Source organism: Clostridium hydrogenum (assembly GCF_021432385.1).
GTDB lineage: Bacteria > Bacillota > Clostridia > Clostridiales > Clostridiaceae > Clostridium_S > Clostridium_S hydrogenum.
Genome location: NZ_JAEACT010000003.1, coordinates 857,888 through 873,812, shown reverse-complemented (window position 1 = coordinate 873,812; position 15,925 = coordinate 857,888). Strand labels below are relative to the sequence as shown.

The window sequence follows — 15,925 nt, the reverse complement described above, 5'->3', positions numbered from 1 at the left end:
GTCTATGTTTGATGAAAAATTAGAAAAAGATTTTCTTGCTATTTTAAATGAAGAATTAATTCCTGCAATGGGATGTACAGAACCAATTGCTCTTGCTTATGCAGCTGCGAAGGGTAAAAAAGTGCTTGGTAAAGATCCTGAAAGAATAATTGCTAAATGCAGTGGTAATATTATAAAAAATGTAAGATGTGTTACTATACCAAATTCTAACGGAATGATTGGAATCGAAGCAGCAGTGGCATTAGGAGCTATTGGTGGTGATGCTGAAAGAAATATGAATGTTTTAGAAGCAGTGTGCGAAGAGCACAGAAAAAGTGTGAAGAATTTTGTGGAAGCTGGAAAATGCTCTGTGGAATTTTTAGATTCGGAGATACCACTTCATTTTATCATTGAGGAGTTTTATGATGAAGATTGTGTATGTGTAGAGGTTAAGTATTCACATACAAATATAGTGAAAATATCCAAAAACAAAGATGTCATATTTGAAATAGGAGAAAATGAGGTATCTCAAGAAAAAAATGCAGATCGCTCTGGTTTGAATATTCAAAATATAAAAGACTTTGCTGATTTTATAGAAATAAGCAAAATAAAAGAAATTTATGATCTTCAGATTAAGTGTAATATGGATATAGCATATGAAGGATTATCTGGACAATATGGGCTAGGAATAGGAAGAATAATTAAATATTCTTATCCTGAGGCTGTTATAACAAGAATGAAAGCTCATGCGGCTGCTGCTTCAGAAGCACGTATGGACGGATGCGAAATGCCGGTTATTATAAATTCCGGAAGTGGAAATCAAGGAATAGCTTCCTCTGTACCTATTATTGTATATGCCAGAGAAAAAAATATTTCTCAAGAGATATTGTATAGATCATTGGCATTTTCCAGTTTACTAACAATATATCAAAAGGAGTTCATTGGTAAGTTATCTGCGTTTTGTGGTGCAGTATCTGCATCTTGTGCTTCAGGTGCTGCTATTACTTATATGGCAGGTGGAACAATAAAACAAATTAAAGATACTATAGATAATACTTTAGCTAATATTCCAGGTATAATTTGTGATGGTGCTAAAATTTCCTGTGCAGCTAAAATAGCCTCGAGTTTAGACGCAGCGATGATGGCACATTTTTTAGCAATGCAAGGAAAAGCGTATGAAGCATATACGGGTATATTGAAGGAAGAGACAGAGGAAACAATTTCTTGTGTTGGTTATATAGGAAAAGTTGGTATGAAGCAGACAGATAAAGAGATTATAAAATTAATGTTAAGCTAGAAATAAAGATAAAACGCTTGAAACTTCAAAATTTATTTGTACTAAAATGCTATTTTCTAAGCATTATAGTGCAAATTGATTTTGGTAGTTGAAACGGTTTATCTAAAGATAAAACGCTTGAAACTTGAAAATACCATTTATGTTTGATAATGTGAATTTATTAAATGTAGATGGTATTTTAATGTTAATTTAACTTTGAAAAATATCGGATGATGCATGATAAACTATTCAGCTTTTATTAAAATAGTGATAGAATAGTGTATATCAAAGGGAGGAGCATGAGAATAATGAATATAGTATATCTTTTTATTAATCCTGCTGTTTCGTGGATGATTTCATTGATATTTATGCATAAGTTAAATAAAATCATTATATATGATATAGTTTTTATAGAATTTATAAACATAATTGTACAGTTGCTTCTTATATTTTTTAAGATAAATATCCAAATGTATAATTATGTTTTTATTAATATCTTTGTATTTTTACTAATAGCCTTGATTATACATTTTCATGCAAAAGTAAAATTTAGTGATTGTATATTACTGTTCCTAATTGCAGAAGGGGCACAATCGATTTTTGAATTTATAGAATATAGCTGTCCTGCTATTTTTGATAGAACAATTAGTTATGGAATAGAGGGCTCAATTTTTTTTATATGTATTTGCGCAGTGTTTTTTTTTAGTAAGTACTCATTGGATTCAGAGTGGCAGGATTATTTTATTGAGAATAAACCTGAAAATGAAAAAATCAACATACATATTTGGCAAATTTATATGTTAATAATTATGCAATGTATTGTGGAGAGAGCAAGCTTTATTTTAGTACAAGAAAGGAATAGAATAACCCTTATATTTATCATTGTTTTTCTCACAATAATTTATTTTGGAACTATTAGTGTAGTGCTGCTAATGATTGCATATAAACGTGAGAAGGTTGATATGTTTTTTGAAAGGCAATATAGAAATGAAATGCAAAGTTTTATGGATGTTATTCGTTCACAAAGGCACGATTATAACTTCCATGTACAAACTCTTGCTGGAATGATATATGAGGGAAATATAGATTCTTGTAAAAATTATGTAGATGAGTTAGTAAAGGATTCTATTGCTATGAATACACTGCTTCCAATAAAAGATCCAGCAATATCGGCACTTATAAATAATTTTAGAATGATTTCGGCACGTGATGGAATAGAATTGCATATTGACATTAAAAATGACATGAGCAATATTGCCACTAATGTGTATGAAACTAATAAGATAATTAGCAATTTACTTCAAAATGCTATTGACGAAACGAAAACTCATACAGATAAGTCTTATGGAATATGGTTATATATATTGAAAAGAGGAGAATTTTGTGTAATCCACGTTGCTAACAAGTTGAAAAATGATATAGTAGAAGGTGAATTGATGAAAGATGTATATAAACAAGGATATACAACAAAAGAAGGACATAGTGGAATTGGTCTAAGTAGTATATATACATTGTCATTGAGATACAGAGGGATAGTGTATACAAGACTTGAAGGGGATATAGTACATTTTATTGCAAAGATACCTTTTAATATATAGATGGGTGGTGTGTAGATGAATTTTGATAACAAATATGTATTGATATTAGATGATGAACCGTATTCAATGAAACAATCATACAAATCCATAACAAATTTTGTTACACCTGAGCATGTTTTTTGTGCCAAAAGTGCTCTTGAAGCTATTAAAATTATGGAAGGTAAAAAGATAGATCTAGCTTTTATAGATATTGAAATGCCAGATACAAATGGGTTCACTGTAGTGGAATATATAGCATCTAATTTTATTAATACTAAATATGTGTTTCTTACAGGCCATACTGAGTTTGGGGCAAAAAGTTACGATTATGAACCATTAGATTTTTTAATTAAGCCAATAGATATTATAAGGTTGAAAAAGACCTTTGAACGGTTTGATAAAAGCTTGATTAACGAAGAAGTACAGGATAATCTAGTAGCGGTTGACACTGGAACTGGTTTTATACTTTTATCGCCAACTGATATATGTTATATAGCAAAGGAGAATAGAAAGATTCTTATACAATGCGATAATCAATCGTATAAAGTAAACTCCTCACTAGATGAGTTAGAAATAATTTTTTCTGATTATGGATTTATTCGCACCCATCAATCTTTTTTAGTACCGCTTTCTAGAATAGAGAGTGTGGAACATTCTAGATTTGGAAACACTTATTCAGCAAAACTAAATAGTGGCCAGCTGATTCCTGTAAGTCGAAACAGATATGGTAAATTAAGATATTATTTATTTTCACGTGGTATTAAATTTATATAGCATTAAATGTAAATAACTGAGATATAACGCTGATAAGGTTATATGAAAATAAGCAATCTAGTTACTGTAAATGAAAACTTACCATATAAGAAAGAGCTTATAGAAAGCATTACTCAAAATAAAATAACTAATGCTGAATTTATTGTTGGAAAATCAGAATAGGAAATTCCAAAGCTAATTGAAAGAGGAATAAAGTCAGAGGTTGTAGTTGTTGACCCACCAAGGAAGGGCTGCGAAAAAGTTCTTCTTGAGTCTATAGCAAATGCTGGACCTAGGACTATAGTTTATGTTTCCTGTGATCCTGCAACTTTTGGTAGGGATTTAGGAATATTAAGTGAACTTGGGTATGAAGTGAAGGAAGTTCAGCCGGTGGATATGTTCCCTGCCACGGGGCACGTGGAGAACGTAGTAGGACTATGTCGAGTAGATTCGTAAAAGTAGTGGAATTTAGCCATTTAGGAGAGTTTTATTCGTTTGATAGGGAAGATAAGGGTTATGGTAAGAGGAACACACAGAATGAGGTTACGGTTTGTGTGGAATAAAATGGTTTTCTGTGTTATACTTTAAGAAGTATTAGATTATGCAATATTTATATTTTCGGAGGAGGTGGTTGTATGAGTGAGAGTGATATTAGTGACATTAGTAATATTATATCCATTAATTATTTTAAATTAAAAAGGAGATGCTTTTATGAGTTACAACCCCAAACCGCAATTCAAGTTGTATACGGATGTACACGAGTTTTACAATGATACTTATGATGTGCTAATGCGTCACGAGGCACAGAATATGATTCTTCTTGGCAATATAATTATTGGACATGAAGGAAAAGATAAAACAGACTGGCGTGACCCTATAAAATGGCTTATGGCAACTATTTCAGATGCAAACGGTATTCGGCTTATCGCTTTAATGACACCACCGCATAATATAGCACTTTATGCAACAGATAATATAATTAGTTCTGAAGTTATACGATGTCTGGTGGATGGGTTGAAAGACCATGATATTCCTGGTGTAACAACCGAAAAAAGCTTGGCAGAGTGTTTTGCTAAAGAATATACCACTGTAAAGGGACTTAACTTTAAAACAACTATGAGCCAACGCATATATGAACTTAAAGCAGTAAACCCAGATATAAAACAATTTGGTGCTGTTCGTTTGCTAAACGGAAAAGATATGCATTTTTTCCCATACTGGGCAGAAGCATTTAATGCAGCAAATATTTATGGGAATACACAAATGTCTATACCACAAGATGCAAACTCATATCATTACCGATTATCTACAAAAAAGCAATACGTTTTAGAATACAATGGGATACCTGTTTCTATGGCAGGATATACAAAAGAAACGCAAACAGCTATCTGCGTATCATTTGTTTATACCCCTACTTATTATCGTGGAAAGGGTTACGCTTCCTCATGCGTAGCTCAAGTCAGTCAAATCGCATTAGATAAAGGGTTTACAAAGTGTGTATTATACACAGATTTATTAAACCCAACATCAAATAGTATTTATCAAAAAATAGGATATACACCTATTTGCAATTCACTCATGTTAAAATTTAATAAAAGTTCTGACTTGTAATTCCTTACATTTTATTATGTATAAAGTCTAAATAATCACTTAGTATATTGGTTTGATGGTTAATTTAGTTAACTTATATTTGTAGCTATGGAGGTACAAATGGACGAACAGTTAGACATTTACGATGAAAATAAAAGTCTTGTTGGACGAACTCATCCTCGAGGCAAGACTAGAGCGGATGGCGACTTTTGCCTTGTTGTACACGTTCTAGTTCAGAATAGCGATGGTTTGTTTCTTATAACAAAGCGGGCTCATAATGATTATTTACCTGATTTTAATGAAAGAAATAATATAAATATAGAAATAAATATTGACACTTTAGAATCTAATTGTTAAACTATAAACAGTTAGAATTATAAGTTAATTTTAGGAGTGATTTAAATGACTGATTCTAAATACTCTATACAAACACCATATTCACAATTAATAAGAAGTATTGCCATAAAAATGAAACTCAGTGCTGATGAAAAAGTAAAAAAGCTAGGGGTAAATTCTCAACAAGGACGCATGATAGGTTATATTTATGAACATCAAGACAATGGTATTATTCAAAAAGATTTGGCACTAGCATTTCAACGTACAGAAGCAAGTATTACAAGTATGCTTCAAGGATTAGAGAAAAAAGGATATATAGAAAGAAGAATACCTAAAGAGAATGAGAGACTAAAATATATATATGTATTGCCTAAAGGTGCTGAATTGATAGAAGATTTTAATAAATCAGTGGTAGAGACAGAGGAAAATATTATTGCAGGCTTGACTAAGCAAGAAAAGGAGACTTTGTTAGCTTTGCTTTTGAAAGTAGACAGAAATTTATAAGTTATTAATATAATAACTTATACCTAAAAACTTAGAATTCTAAGAATATGAATTCTAAGAATACTTATTTTGGAGGATGAGATTATGAAACAAAAATCGTCAAACGAATATTATTTAGAAAATGCACCAATCACTAAGGCAATTGCACATTTATCTATTCCTATGATGATTGGTATGTCAGTAGGTACAATATATAACGTTATTAATGCTTTTTTTATTGGACTATTGAACAATACTAATATGTTAACTGCTGTTACTTTAGGACTACCAATCTTCACTATATTGATGGCTTTTGGAAATATGTTAGGAGCTGGAGGAGGAACCTTTATAACTCGTCTTGTTGCAAAACAAAATGTAGAGAAAGCGAGGAGGATAGCAGGCTATACTTTTTATAGTAGTATTATCATAGGAATTTTGCTTGGAATAATCTTAACAATAGCACTTACTCCTATTGTTAAGATTATGGGGGCAGATACTTCTACTATTATTAATTATACAAAAAGTTATTCTTTAACTATGTTCATTGGTGGTTTTGCAATTGTAATGAACTTTGCATTGGAGCAAGTTGTGAGAGCCGAAGGAGCATCAAAAGAATCAATGTTTGGAATGGTTGTAAGTACAATTTTTAGTCTTATCTTTGACCCATTATTTATACTAGTATTTAAATTTAATGTTGTAGGTGTAGCGTTATCAATGATTTTAGCTAATATAGCTTCATCTTTTTACTATGTTTACTACCTGGAAACAAAAAGTGAGAATTTAAAAGGATTTATTAAGAACTTTAATATTTCTCTTAAAGATAAGATAGAGATATATAAAATTGGGGTTTCTGAATTGTTTTTAGCTGGATTTTTAATTATTACAACTCTTCTTTTAAATAATTATTCAATTAGATATGGAGAAAGTGTAGTAGCTAGTTTTGGAATTGCTTTGAGAATTGTACAAGTACCTGAATTTCTTGCAATGGGGCTAGCACTTGGAATTATACCTTTAATTGCATATAATTTTTCTAATGAAAACTTTAAGAGATTAAAAGACAGTATAAAACAATCAGCTTTATGGATTTTGGGACTATCAGGCGGGGTTGTTACTTTAGTTTATATTTTTAGAAATGTAATTATTCATTTGTTTTCTAACGATCCAGCAGTATTAAGTGTTGGAGTTTATATCATGGCTGCCATGCTTATTTCTGCATTTTTTAATGGATTTACAACATTGTTTATAGGGATTTTTCAGGCATCAGGTCAAGGAGCGCCATCAACAATTATGTCAATTACACAAGGAATTCTTTTTATTCCTGTCATAATAGTATTGAATAATTTCTTTGGATTGCATGGTGTTATATGGTCTATGACTATTACAGAAATAATTACCTTTTTAATTGGAGTAATACTATATATTATTTTTAATAATAAGCTAAAAAAGAATCAAGTGTTAATGTTAAAATAAAATTATCCGGTAATCGGCAGATAAATTCAGGTATTGAATAAAAATTAACTCAAAGGTTATGTTGAACATAAAAAAAGAAGTCCTTCTATTACATCTTATAAGGTTGGGAAAATATCTGCCGAAAAACGTGACTTTTTCCTTGAAAATAACAAAAGCTACTTCTAAATTAAAAGATTGCTTTTCTAAAAATTTAGTTATATAATATTCATTGAACAGGCGGTGAATGAAATGAAGTCAAAAAAGGAAACATCAAATCTTACAAGTCGTGATCTGCAGGCTTTAGAAAGGAGAGAACAACTTTTAAATTCTGCTAAAGAATTATTTGCTATGAAAGGCTATCATGCAACAACGACAAGAGAAATAACAAGGCATATCGGAATGGCAGATGGATTAATTTATCATTATTTTCCGCAAGGAAAGCAACAAATGCTGGAGATTATATTAAAGGATTTTTTAGATGAACGCTATGTATTGGTAGAAGCTGAAATTGATTCACTAAGTGAAGTAATGCCAATTAGGGAGCTTTTAATTGCACTTGGACACATCTTCTTTTCATATATTGCGAAAGATAAAAATGTGTTATTGATTTTGTTGAAAGAAAAAAGTGCCCTTTCAGAAGAGTATACGAATCGTTTTAATCAACATGTAAATCTTCTTATAAAACAGACCATGGAACGAATACAGGTATATGTTGATAGAAAAGAAATTCGATCTTTTGATATCTTTATGATGGTAAATCAGTTTTGGAGTGCAATTTATTCTTATATTGTGCAAGATGTATTCTTTGAAAATCATAAAATGTATCACAGTGACAGAGAGACGTATCTAAAGCAGATTGTCGATTATACACTTTTAACCTGGAGAATATAAGCATGTATTTTCTAGGTAATTTTTTAAAATATTAGTTCACTGAATGTTCAATGAAATAAAACTAGACAGGAAATACTACAACGATGAAACTATTTATATATAGGAGGGAAAAATATGAAATTTTATTTTAAGGATCAGGCATTTTCATTTGAATTATTAAGAGCAGCAACCTATGCTGGTTATCAAGGAGCAGAAATTGGCGAGTGCCTTGCAACAGCAGCAAATATCGAAGAAGGAAATTTTGACAGTTGGTTTTTGGAATGGAAAAAGACAGCGGACAGAACTTATAAGACTGCTCAGGATTGCTTAAAAAAGAAACATAAGGTAAGTGCGAGGGAAGCATTTTTACGTGCTCACAATTATTATCGAACAGGAGAATTCTTTTTAGACGGAACCGATGAAAGGAGAATGGAGAATTTTAATAAAAGCGTCATGTCTTTTGAAGCTGGGATGCAATTATTAGATTCACATTTTGAAATTGTAAAAATCCCATATGAAGAAACTTATCTAAAAGGATATTTTTATGGTGCTATAGAAGATCATAAAACAAATTTGAAAAAGCGTCCAGTCCTTGTTTTCATTGGAGGGTACGATTCTACGCTGCAGGAACTGTATTTTTGTGGCGTAGCTCCAGCAATTAAAAGAGGATATCACTGCCTTGTATTTGAAATGCCTGGACAGGGAGAGGCACTTCGTAAACAGAATCTTTTCATGCGCCATGATTCAGAAGTTCCAGTAAAGGCTGCTCTTGATTATTTGGAAACAAGAGCAGAAGTTGATATGGAAAGACTCGCATTGCTTGGCATGAGTCTTGGAGGTTATTTTGCACCACGCGCAGCAGCATTTGAAGAGCGAATCAAAGCTTGCATCGCATTTAATGTATTTTATGACACGTTTGATTCTACCATCAATCAAAATCCACAATTGTCACAGATTTTAAGCCTTCCAATAGAAAAAAGAGAACAAATGCTTGCCATGGCAGAGGAGCATAATTCTAACCTAAGATGGATGCTTAATAATGGAAAATGGGTATTTGGTTTGAAGCATAGATATGAATTGTTTGAAGAGATGAAAAAGGCATCCTTAAAAGGCATTGCTGGAAAAATTAAATGTCCTGTTTTGCTTACTATGGGCGAAACAGATCATTTTGTATCAAAGGACCAGCTAGATACTTTACTGGAAGAAATCAAAGCCCCTAAGACAGTTCGTGTGTTTACCATAGAAGAAGGTGCAGAAGAGCATTGTCAGGAGGGAAATCATGCACTGTTTCATCAGGTTATGTTTGATTGGTTAGATGAGGTATTTCACTACAATATGGAAAAATAGCCATAGGGCTTACCTTTTGGGTAGCCCTTGGTCTATTTTTTTTAAATCAGTATTGACAAGTACATTATTTGATGATATTATTTATTTAAACGTTTAACTAAAGCAATTTAATTATAATGCTTTATGTAATCGTTTGATTTGATTAAAATAAATATTAGGATTGTTACTCTCTTAGAGGCATTACCCAAAAGCAACTGTTAGCTTGCTTTTTGTGGAATATCTAAGAGAGTTTTTTATTTGCTAAAGGAGGAAAAAATATGTTTGATATGTTTAAAAAGAAAAAAGATAATGATTTATATGCACCAGTAACTGGAGAAACAATTAAATTGGAAGATGTGCCAGATAAAATGTTTGCAGACAAGCTTATGGGAGATGGAATAGCATTTAAATTTGATGGTAATATAGTGTGTGCACCTTGTGATGGGGAAATTTCAATGATAGCAAATACTTTACATGCATTTGGAATTACAGCTGCAAATGGTGCAGAAATTTTAGTACATATTGGTCTTGATACAGTAGAATTAAATGGTCATGGATTCAAAGAAATAACAAAAGCAGGTAAAAAAGTTAAAAAGGGAACACCGATTATAGAAATAGATAGAGATATTATGAAACAAAATAATGTAAATCTAATTACGCCTATGATAATAACAAATGGCGATGGTTTTAATATTGATATTGAAAAAGGTAATACGCAGGTTATAGCTGGAGAGAGCAGAGTGATTAACTTTAAATAATAGGAGGCTTTATTCATGAAAGCTATCAAAAAAATCAACAATAATGTAGCTATTTGTTTGGATAATAATGACAATGAATTGATTGCTTTTGGAAAAGGAATTGGGTTTCAGGCGATGCCGTACCAAATAACAGACCTTAGTACTATTTCTATGACATTCTATAAGATGGATCAAAGTTTTTATAAACTTTTAAAAGAAATTCCAGAAGATATATTTGAGATATCAGCTATAATTGTTAAAAAGGCACAGATGACTCTAAACTGTAATTTGAATCCAAATCTTTTACCAGGACTTGCAGATCATATTAATTTTGCAATAAAGCGTATGAAAAAGTTTAAAGAGATGAAGATGTTGTTTTCTTATGATATAGAGAAATTGTATCCAGAAGAAACTTCTCTTGGAAGATATGCAGTTAAGCTAGTTGAAAAAAAATTATTTGTGAAATTACCGGATAGTGAAATAACAAACATAGCAATGCACTTTGTTAATGCAGAAGAAGAAAATATTAGTGAAAAGACAGCCTTAGATGTAGAGCAGCTGATTGAAGAAATCACAGGTATCATTGAAAGGGAGTTTAAAACTAAAATTGACCGAAAAGGGTTTAATTATAACAGATTCGTAATACATTTAAGATATTACATAAAACGAATTGAAGAGAATAAGCAATTTTTAGATGATAATGGTGAGCTTTTTAAGGCTATGAAAGAAAAGAACGCTAAAATTTATGAATGTGCAGAGCGTATCAGCGTTATTATAGATGAAAAATTAAATTCAAAAATTACAGAAGATGAAATATTATATTTGATGATACACATTGGAAGAATTTTAAAAAATAACACAATAAATTAAGGATTGTAACTCATAATGGAGGCATTACCGAAACTGGCACGAAGATAACCGTGTCATTTCGGTTTTTTTAATTTTAGGATAGCTAGTTGATTTTTCACAATATATATGAGGTTGTGAAAAAAGGTATTCTATAGGTTTTACTATACCGCACATGAAGCCTCACGAGCGGCTCGTAAAAAGAATACCTATATTTTTCACAAGCTCATATAAATAAAATACTTAAAAAGAGGGGATAAAAAATGGCAAAGAAAGAAAAATACGAAGAACTTGCAACAAAAGTATTAGAACTTGTAGGGGGGAAGGATAATATAAGTAATTTTGTACATTGTATGACACGATTAAGATTTAACTTAAAGGATAACAGCATTCCTAAGTTAAGTGAAATTGAGAAAATCGATGGAGTAATTGGAGTACAATGGTCAAATGATCAATTGCAAATAATTATAGGCCAATCAGTTGGAGAGGTATATAATTTAATCTGTAAAAAGGCTGAATTTGCGGTTGAAAAGGCTATAGACGAAAATTTAGATAATAAAAAGAAATTTAGTTTTGCAGCAATTATAGATGGAATTTCTGGAAGCTTAATACCAATACTACCACTACTAATTGGTGCTGGTATGCTAAAAGTTATTATAATTTTGGGTGGAATGTGTGGTTTACTTACTCCTAAAATGCCAACATATACAGTATTAACATTTGCAGCTGATGCTGGTTTCTATTTCTTACCTATATTTTTGGGGGCAACAGCAGCAAATAAATTTAAAACTAATATGGGATTAGGAATGCTTCTAGGAGCAATTTTAATACATCCAACTATGGTAGCAAATGTTAGTAAAAAAGTAGCAATGTCTATTTTTGGTATTCCTATTTATGCAACATCTTATTCAAGTACTATTTTCCCAATAATTATGGCGGTATTTGTAATGGCATATGTTGAAAGGTTCTTTCAAAAAATTTCTCCTGATTCAGTGAAAGTTATAGTAGTACCACTAGGAACTATTTTAGTAATGTTACCTTTGACTTTGTGCTTAATTGGACCAGCCGGTGCATTTTTAGGTGTATATTTAGCAAAAGCTATTATGTGGTTATATCATACAACAGGTTTCTTTGGAGTCGCACTTTTAGCAGCAGTATATCCACTTTTAGTAATAACAGGTATGCATGGAGCTTTAGTTCCTTATATGTTCCAATCTTTTGCTTCCTTTGGATATGAGCCAATAGTATGTACTGCTGGTGTGCTATCTAACATTAATCAAGGAGCAGCTTCTGCAGCAGTAGCCTTAAAGTGTAAAAATAAAAAGATGAAATCAACTGCTGCCTCTAGTGCTATTACAGCAGTTATAGGTGGAGTAACAGAGCCTGCAATGTTTGGTGTTAATCTAAGATTGAAGAAACCACTGTATGCATCAATGATTGGAAATTTCTGTGGAGCGGCTTTTGCTGGTTTAATGAAGGTATATTCTTATGCATTTGCAGGAAGTGCAGGTATTTTTGGTATAGCAGGCTTCGTAGGACCATCAAAAATGAATGTTATCTATATGGCAATAAGTATCATAGTTGGCTTTATTGCAACATTTATTATAACTATGTTTATATATAAAGGTGACGAAGCATATTAAAAAGGAGGAAAGAAAAATGGATTTTCCAAAAGATTTTTTTTGGGGAGGAGCTACTGCTGCAAACCAGGTTGAAGGCGGATGGAAGGAAGATGGAAAGGGCGATAGTGTTTGTGATCATATGACAGGTGGTGCTGTAGATAAACATCGCTATTTTACAAATACAATACAAAGTGACGTTTATTATCCATCACATGAAGGAATAGATTTTTATCATAGATATAAAGAAGATATTGCATTGTTTGCAGAAATGGGATTTCGTATGTTTCGCATATCCATTAATTGGACGAGAATTTTCCCAAATGGAGATGATGAAAAGCCTAATCAAAAGGGATTAGATTTTTATAAATCTGTTTTTGAGGAATGTAAGAAATATAATATTGAGCCATTAGTAACAATTTCGCATTATGAACTTCCGTATAATTTGATGAACAAATATGATGGATGGACGAATAGAAAATGTATAGAGTTTTATATTCGATACTGCAATACATTGTTTACTGAATATAAGGATTTGGTTAAATATTGGCTTACTTTTAATGAAATAAATTGTCTTACAATGAGCATTGGCGACATTTTATCTGGTGGATTTAAGTGTGAAGATGGTCCTGCACAAGTAATGGGGCTTCCTGATACAAAGGAACAATTAAGAAAAAGATATCAAGCCTTGCATCACCAATTTATTGCCAGTGCAAAAGCAGTAAAATTAGGTCATGAAATTAATCCGGAATTTAAAATTGGATGTATGATTGCAGGAGGCTGTATCTATCCATATAATTGCAATCCTGATGATGTATTATTAGCTCAGAAAGATATGAGGATGAACTATTTTTGTGGGGATGTACAGGTAAGAGGAGAATATCCGTATTTTACAAAGCGCATGTTTGATGAATTTGGAATTTCAATTTCTATAAAAGAAGGCGATTTAGAGATACTTAAAAATGGTAAAGTTGATTTTTATAGCCTTAGCTATTATATGAGCACTTGCAGGACGGTTGATGAAAAAGCACTAAGAACTGCTGGAAATGTTATTATGGGAGTTAAAAATCCATATTTGAAATCAAGCGATTGGGGATGGCAGATAGATCCTAAGGGTTTACGCTATCTATTGAATGAATTATATGGAAGGTACAAGCTGCCAATTATGGTAGTAGAAAATGGATTAGGAGCAATTGATAAAGTAGAAGCAGATGGTTCTATTCATGATAGTTACAGAATTGATTATTTGCGTGATCATATTATTCAGATGAAAGAAGCAATCAAGGATGGTGTAGATTTAATTGGATTTACTCCGTGGGGATGTATTGATTTGGTTAGTATATCAACTGGTGAAATGAAAAAAAGGTACGGATTTATTTATGTAGATAAAGATAATGCTGGAAATGGAACCTTGAATAGATCACGAAAAGATTCATTTTACTGGTATAAAAAAGTAATTGAATCTAATGGAGAAAATCTTTAAGATGTAGATGCTTTAACTAAATCTTGAAAAATAGTTAAGCAGTGCTATAGTAAATAAAGAAATATTATTTACTATAGCACTGCTTAACCTTTTTCATCCAATTGGAACTATAGTTGGAGGAGTTATTCACTCAGTTCTACTAAAAATTTATTTTTCAAGCACTTGCTTACACAAAACCAAATAAGTTATAATTAAGTTTAAGGACAATGACAGCCTTTTGTGTTATTTTTGTTTTTAGTAGATTCAAGCATAACAGAAAAAAGGGAGGGGCATTGTTTTTTTCTTGAAAGAGCAAAAAACTTTTATTAAAAAAAGAATAGTGTAGAAGCTTTACACTACCAACTATAGAGGAGGATATTATGAAAATATCAAAAAAAGATGCACTTGCCTGGTTTGAATTTTTTGCAATGTTGCCAGAGGAAGAAGAACTTATGACAAGGCAACAGGAAATTGTTTACGCTACCTTTGCACAAATTGAGGCGGCAATCGATTATAGAAATGATACATTAATGTCTGAAATTAAAAATTTGAAGACTTTAAAGGATAGAACTTTTTATGTGGGAAGCGAAGATAAGTTTCCAAAAGGCTGTATTTCTTGTTTGATGGGTACAGGTTTGAGTGCAATTAGAAAAACCAACAAATGCAATGTAGAATGCAAATTTTGTTATAATTATGGAGAACTAGATAACATTCCACCAATTGGTGAAGGTATGTGGCAAATTGGAGAAACAAAATTTTATGAAAAGGATATTGATTTACTTCTTTCTATACATAAGAAACCTACTGGTGTTGCTTACGTTTATTTAGAACCTTTCATGGAAATTGAAAAATATTATTCGGTAATAAAGAAATTTAGTACAGCAGGGGTTCATCAACATTTATATACAAATGGAACTTTAGCTACAGAAGAAACCCTAAAGGCGCTAGGAGAAGCAGGTCTTAATGAAATACGATTTAATTTAGGGGCTTCTAATTGTTCTGATAAAGTTATTGAAAATATAAAAATAGCAAAAAAATATATTAAAAACGTAGGTATTGAAACTCCAATGACACCTGAGCTTTTTGAAGGTTTCTTTAAGAAAAAGCAGGCAATTTTGGATACAAAACTGGATTTTATCAATTGTGCCGAATTGCATTTAAATGAAAATAACATAGGCAATTATGACGGAGAAAATATGTATATTTCTAGGCATGGCTATATATCACCAACTTGGAGCAGGGAATTAACTTTAAAATTCATGAAAATAGCCGATGAAGAAAATTGGAACCTTGTAGTTCATGATTGCTCAAACTATACAAAATTTACAAGAGATTTAAATTTGAGCAGCAAAGAGGGAAAATGGTTTGGAGCAAGCGAGTACGGCTGTGAATTCTCTAGAATTCCATATGAAGCCTTTTTACCAATACTTCGAGATGACAATTTCAAATTTTTAAGTGAAGAAGAATTACCTGAAGGATATAAGCCTGGAGAGTTGTTTTTTTAAATGGTTTTGTAATTTTATCTTTAAGAAATAAAAAATGCCACTAAAGACTATTAAGTCTAGGTGGCATTTTTTATGATATAATAAAATCCATATAGAGAAAATATTATATAAAGAATG

Annotated in this window: 14 protein-coding genes and 1 pseudogene; all 15 read left to right on the top strand. The window is 31.5% G+C overall.

Features of this window, described 5'->3' with window-relative positions:
* Nucleotides 1-4 precede the first annotated feature (4 nt).
* The 15 genes and pseudogenes from CUEA01_RS17150 (at nt 5) to CUEA01_RS17080 (ending at nt 15,808) form a co-directional block, all read left to right on the top strand.
* Nucleotides 5-1,276, top strand: coding sequence for an L-cysteine desulfidase family protein (locus CUEA01_RS17150; protein ID WP_234122997.1), 1,272 nt, complete (start codon nt 5-7; stop codon nt 1,274-1,276).
* A 287-nt stretch (nt 1,277-1,563) separates the two neighbouring features.
* Complete coding sequence (locus CUEA01_RS17145; protein WP_234122995.1) at nt 1,564-2,853, top strand: sensor histidine kinase; 1,290 nt, start codon at nt 1,564-1,566, stop codon at nt 2,851-2,853.
* 15 nt (nt 2,854-2,868) lie between these two features.
* Complete coding sequence (locus CUEA01_RS17140) at nt 2,869-3,606, top strand: LytR/AlgR family response regulator transcription factor (RefSeq protein ID WP_234122994.1); 738 nt, start codon at nt 2,869-2,871, stop codon at nt 3,604-3,606.
* A 114-nt stretch (nt 3,607-3,720) separates the two neighbouring features.
* Nucleotides 3,721-4,041, top strand: a pseudogene (locus tag CUEA01_RS17135) (23S rRNA (uracil(1939)-C(5))-methyltransferase RlmD); the annotation flags it as partial.
* A 255-nt stretch (nt 4,042-4,296) separates the two neighbouring features.
* Entirely contained in the window at nt 4,297-5,196 is a 900-nt protein-coding gene (locus tag CUEA01_RS17130; RefSeq protein ID WP_234122993.1) for a GNAT family N-acetyltransferase, read from the top strand.
* 99 nt (nt 5,197-5,295) lie between these two features.
* Nucleotides 5,296-5,532 carry an NUDIX hydrolase gene (locus tag CUEA01_RS17125; RefSeq protein WP_234122992.1) on the top strand — a complete coding sequence of 79 codons (237 nt, stop codon included), beginning with the start codon at nt 5,296-5,298 and terminating at the stop codon, nt 5,530-5,532.
* A 45-nt stretch (nt 5,533-5,577) separates the two neighbouring features.
* Nucleotides 5,578-6,015 carry a MarR family winged helix-turn-helix transcriptional regulator gene (locus CUEA01_RS17120; protein WP_234122991.1) on the top strand — a complete coding sequence of 146 codons (438 nt, stop codon included), beginning with the start codon at nt 5,578-5,580 and terminating at the stop codon, nt 6,013-6,015.
* Between the two features lie 84 nt (nt 6,016-6,099).
* A complete protein-coding gene (locus CUEA01_RS17115; RefSeq protein WP_234122990.1) occupies nt 6,100-7,464 on the top strand; it encodes an MATE family efflux transporter in 1,365 nt (454 codons plus the stop codon).
* Between the two features lie 228 nt (nt 7,465-7,692).
* Nucleotides 7,693-8,334, top strand: a complete 642-nt coding sequence (locus CUEA01_RS17110; RefSeq protein ID WP_234122989.1) for a TetR/AcrR family transcriptional regulator — start codon at nt 7,693-7,695, stop codon at nt 8,332-8,334.
* A gap of 114 nt (nt 8,335-8,448) precedes the next feature.
* Nucleotides 8,449-9,660: an alpha/beta hydrolase family protein gene (locus tag CUEA01_RS17105; RefSeq protein ID WP_234122988.1), complete on the top strand. Its 1,212-nt coding sequence runs from the start codon at nt 8,449-8,451 to the stop codon at nt 9,658-9,660.
* A gap of 257 nt (nt 9,661-9,917) precedes the next feature.
* Complete coding sequence (locus tag CUEA01_RS17100) at nt 9,918-10,397, top strand: PTS sugar transporter subunit IIA (protein WP_234122987.1); 480 nt, start codon at nt 9,918-9,920, stop codon at nt 10,395-10,397.
* Between the two features lie 15 nt (nt 10,398-10,412).
* Nucleotides 10,413-11,246: a PRD domain-containing protein gene (locus tag CUEA01_RS17095; protein ID WP_234122985.1), complete on the top strand. Its 834-nt coding sequence runs from the start codon at nt 10,413-10,415 to the stop codon at nt 11,244-11,246.
* Nucleotides 11,247-11,485: 239 nt separating this feature from the next.
* Complete coding sequence (locus tag CUEA01_RS17090; protein ID WP_234122984.1) at nt 11,486-12,865, top strand: PTS transporter subunit EIIC; 1,380 nt, start codon at nt 11,486-11,488, stop codon at nt 12,863-12,865.
* Between the two features lie 16 nt (nt 12,866-12,881).
* Entirely contained in the window at nt 12,882-14,324 is a 1,443-nt protein-coding gene (locus CUEA01_RS17085; RefSeq protein WP_234122983.1) for a glycoside hydrolase family 1 protein, read from the top strand.
* Nucleotides 14,325-14,683: 359 nt separating this feature from the next.
* On the top strand, nt 14,684-15,808 hold the full coding sequence (locus tag CUEA01_RS17080; protein WP_234122981.1) for a radical SAM protein: 1,125 nt from the start codon (nt 14,684-14,686) through the stop codon (nt 15,806-15,808).
* Nucleotides 15,809-15,925: the final 117 nt, after the last annotated feature.

Coding starts and splice junctions, on each gene's coding strand:
- CUEA01_RS17145 (WP_234122995.1), top strand. CDS start 1,564: ATGAATATAGTATATCTTTTTATTAATCCTGCTGTTTCGTGGATGATT.
- CUEA01_RS17130 (WP_234122993.1), top strand. CDS start 4,297: ATGAGTTACAACCCCAAACCGCAATTCAAGTTGTATACGGATGTACAC.
- CUEA01_RS17115 (WP_234122990.1), top strand. CDS start 6,100: ATGAAACAAAAATCGTCAAACGAATATTATTTAGAAAATGCACCAATC.
- CUEA01_RS17095 (WP_234122985.1), top strand. CDS start 10,413: ATGAAAGCTATCAAAAAAATCAACAATAATGTAGCTATTTGTTTGGAT.
- CUEA01_RS17085 (WP_234122983.1), top strand. CDS start 12,882: ATGGATTTTCCAAAAGATTTTTTTTGGGGAGGAGCTACTGCTGCAAAC.
- CUEA01_RS17100 (WP_234122987.1), top strand. CDS start 9,918: ATGTTTGATATGTTTAAAAAGAAAAAAGATAATGATTTATATGCACCA.
- CUEA01_RS17120 (WP_234122991.1), top strand. CDS start 5,578: ATGACTGATTCTAAATACTCTATACAAACACCATATTCACAATTAATA.
- CUEA01_RS17080 (WP_234122981.1), top strand. CDS start 14,684: ATGAAAATATCAAAAAAAGATGCACTTGCCTGGTTTGAATTTTTTGCA.
- CUEA01_RS17110 (WP_234122989.1), top strand. CDS start 7,693: ATGAAGTCAAAAAAGGAAACATCAAATCTTACAAGTCGTGATCTGCAG.
- CUEA01_RS17105 (WP_234122988.1), top strand. CDS start 8,449: ATGAAATTTTATTTTAAGGATCAGGCATTTTCATTTGAATTATTAAGA.
- CUEA01_RS17125 (WP_234122992.1), top strand. CDS start 5,296: ATGGACGAACAGTTAGACATTTACGATGAAAATAAAAGTCTTGTTGGA.
- CUEA01_RS17140 (WP_234122994.1), top strand. CDS start 2,869: ATGAATTTTGATAACAAATATGTATTGATATTAGATGATGAACCGTAT.
- CUEA01_RS17090 (WP_234122984.1), top strand. CDS start 11,486: ATGGCAAAGAAAGAAAAATACGAAGAACTTGCAACAAAAGTATTAGAA.
- CUEA01_RS17150 (WP_234122997.1), top strand. CDS start 5: ATGTTTGATGAAAAATTAGAAAAAGATTTTCTTGCTATTTTAAATGAA.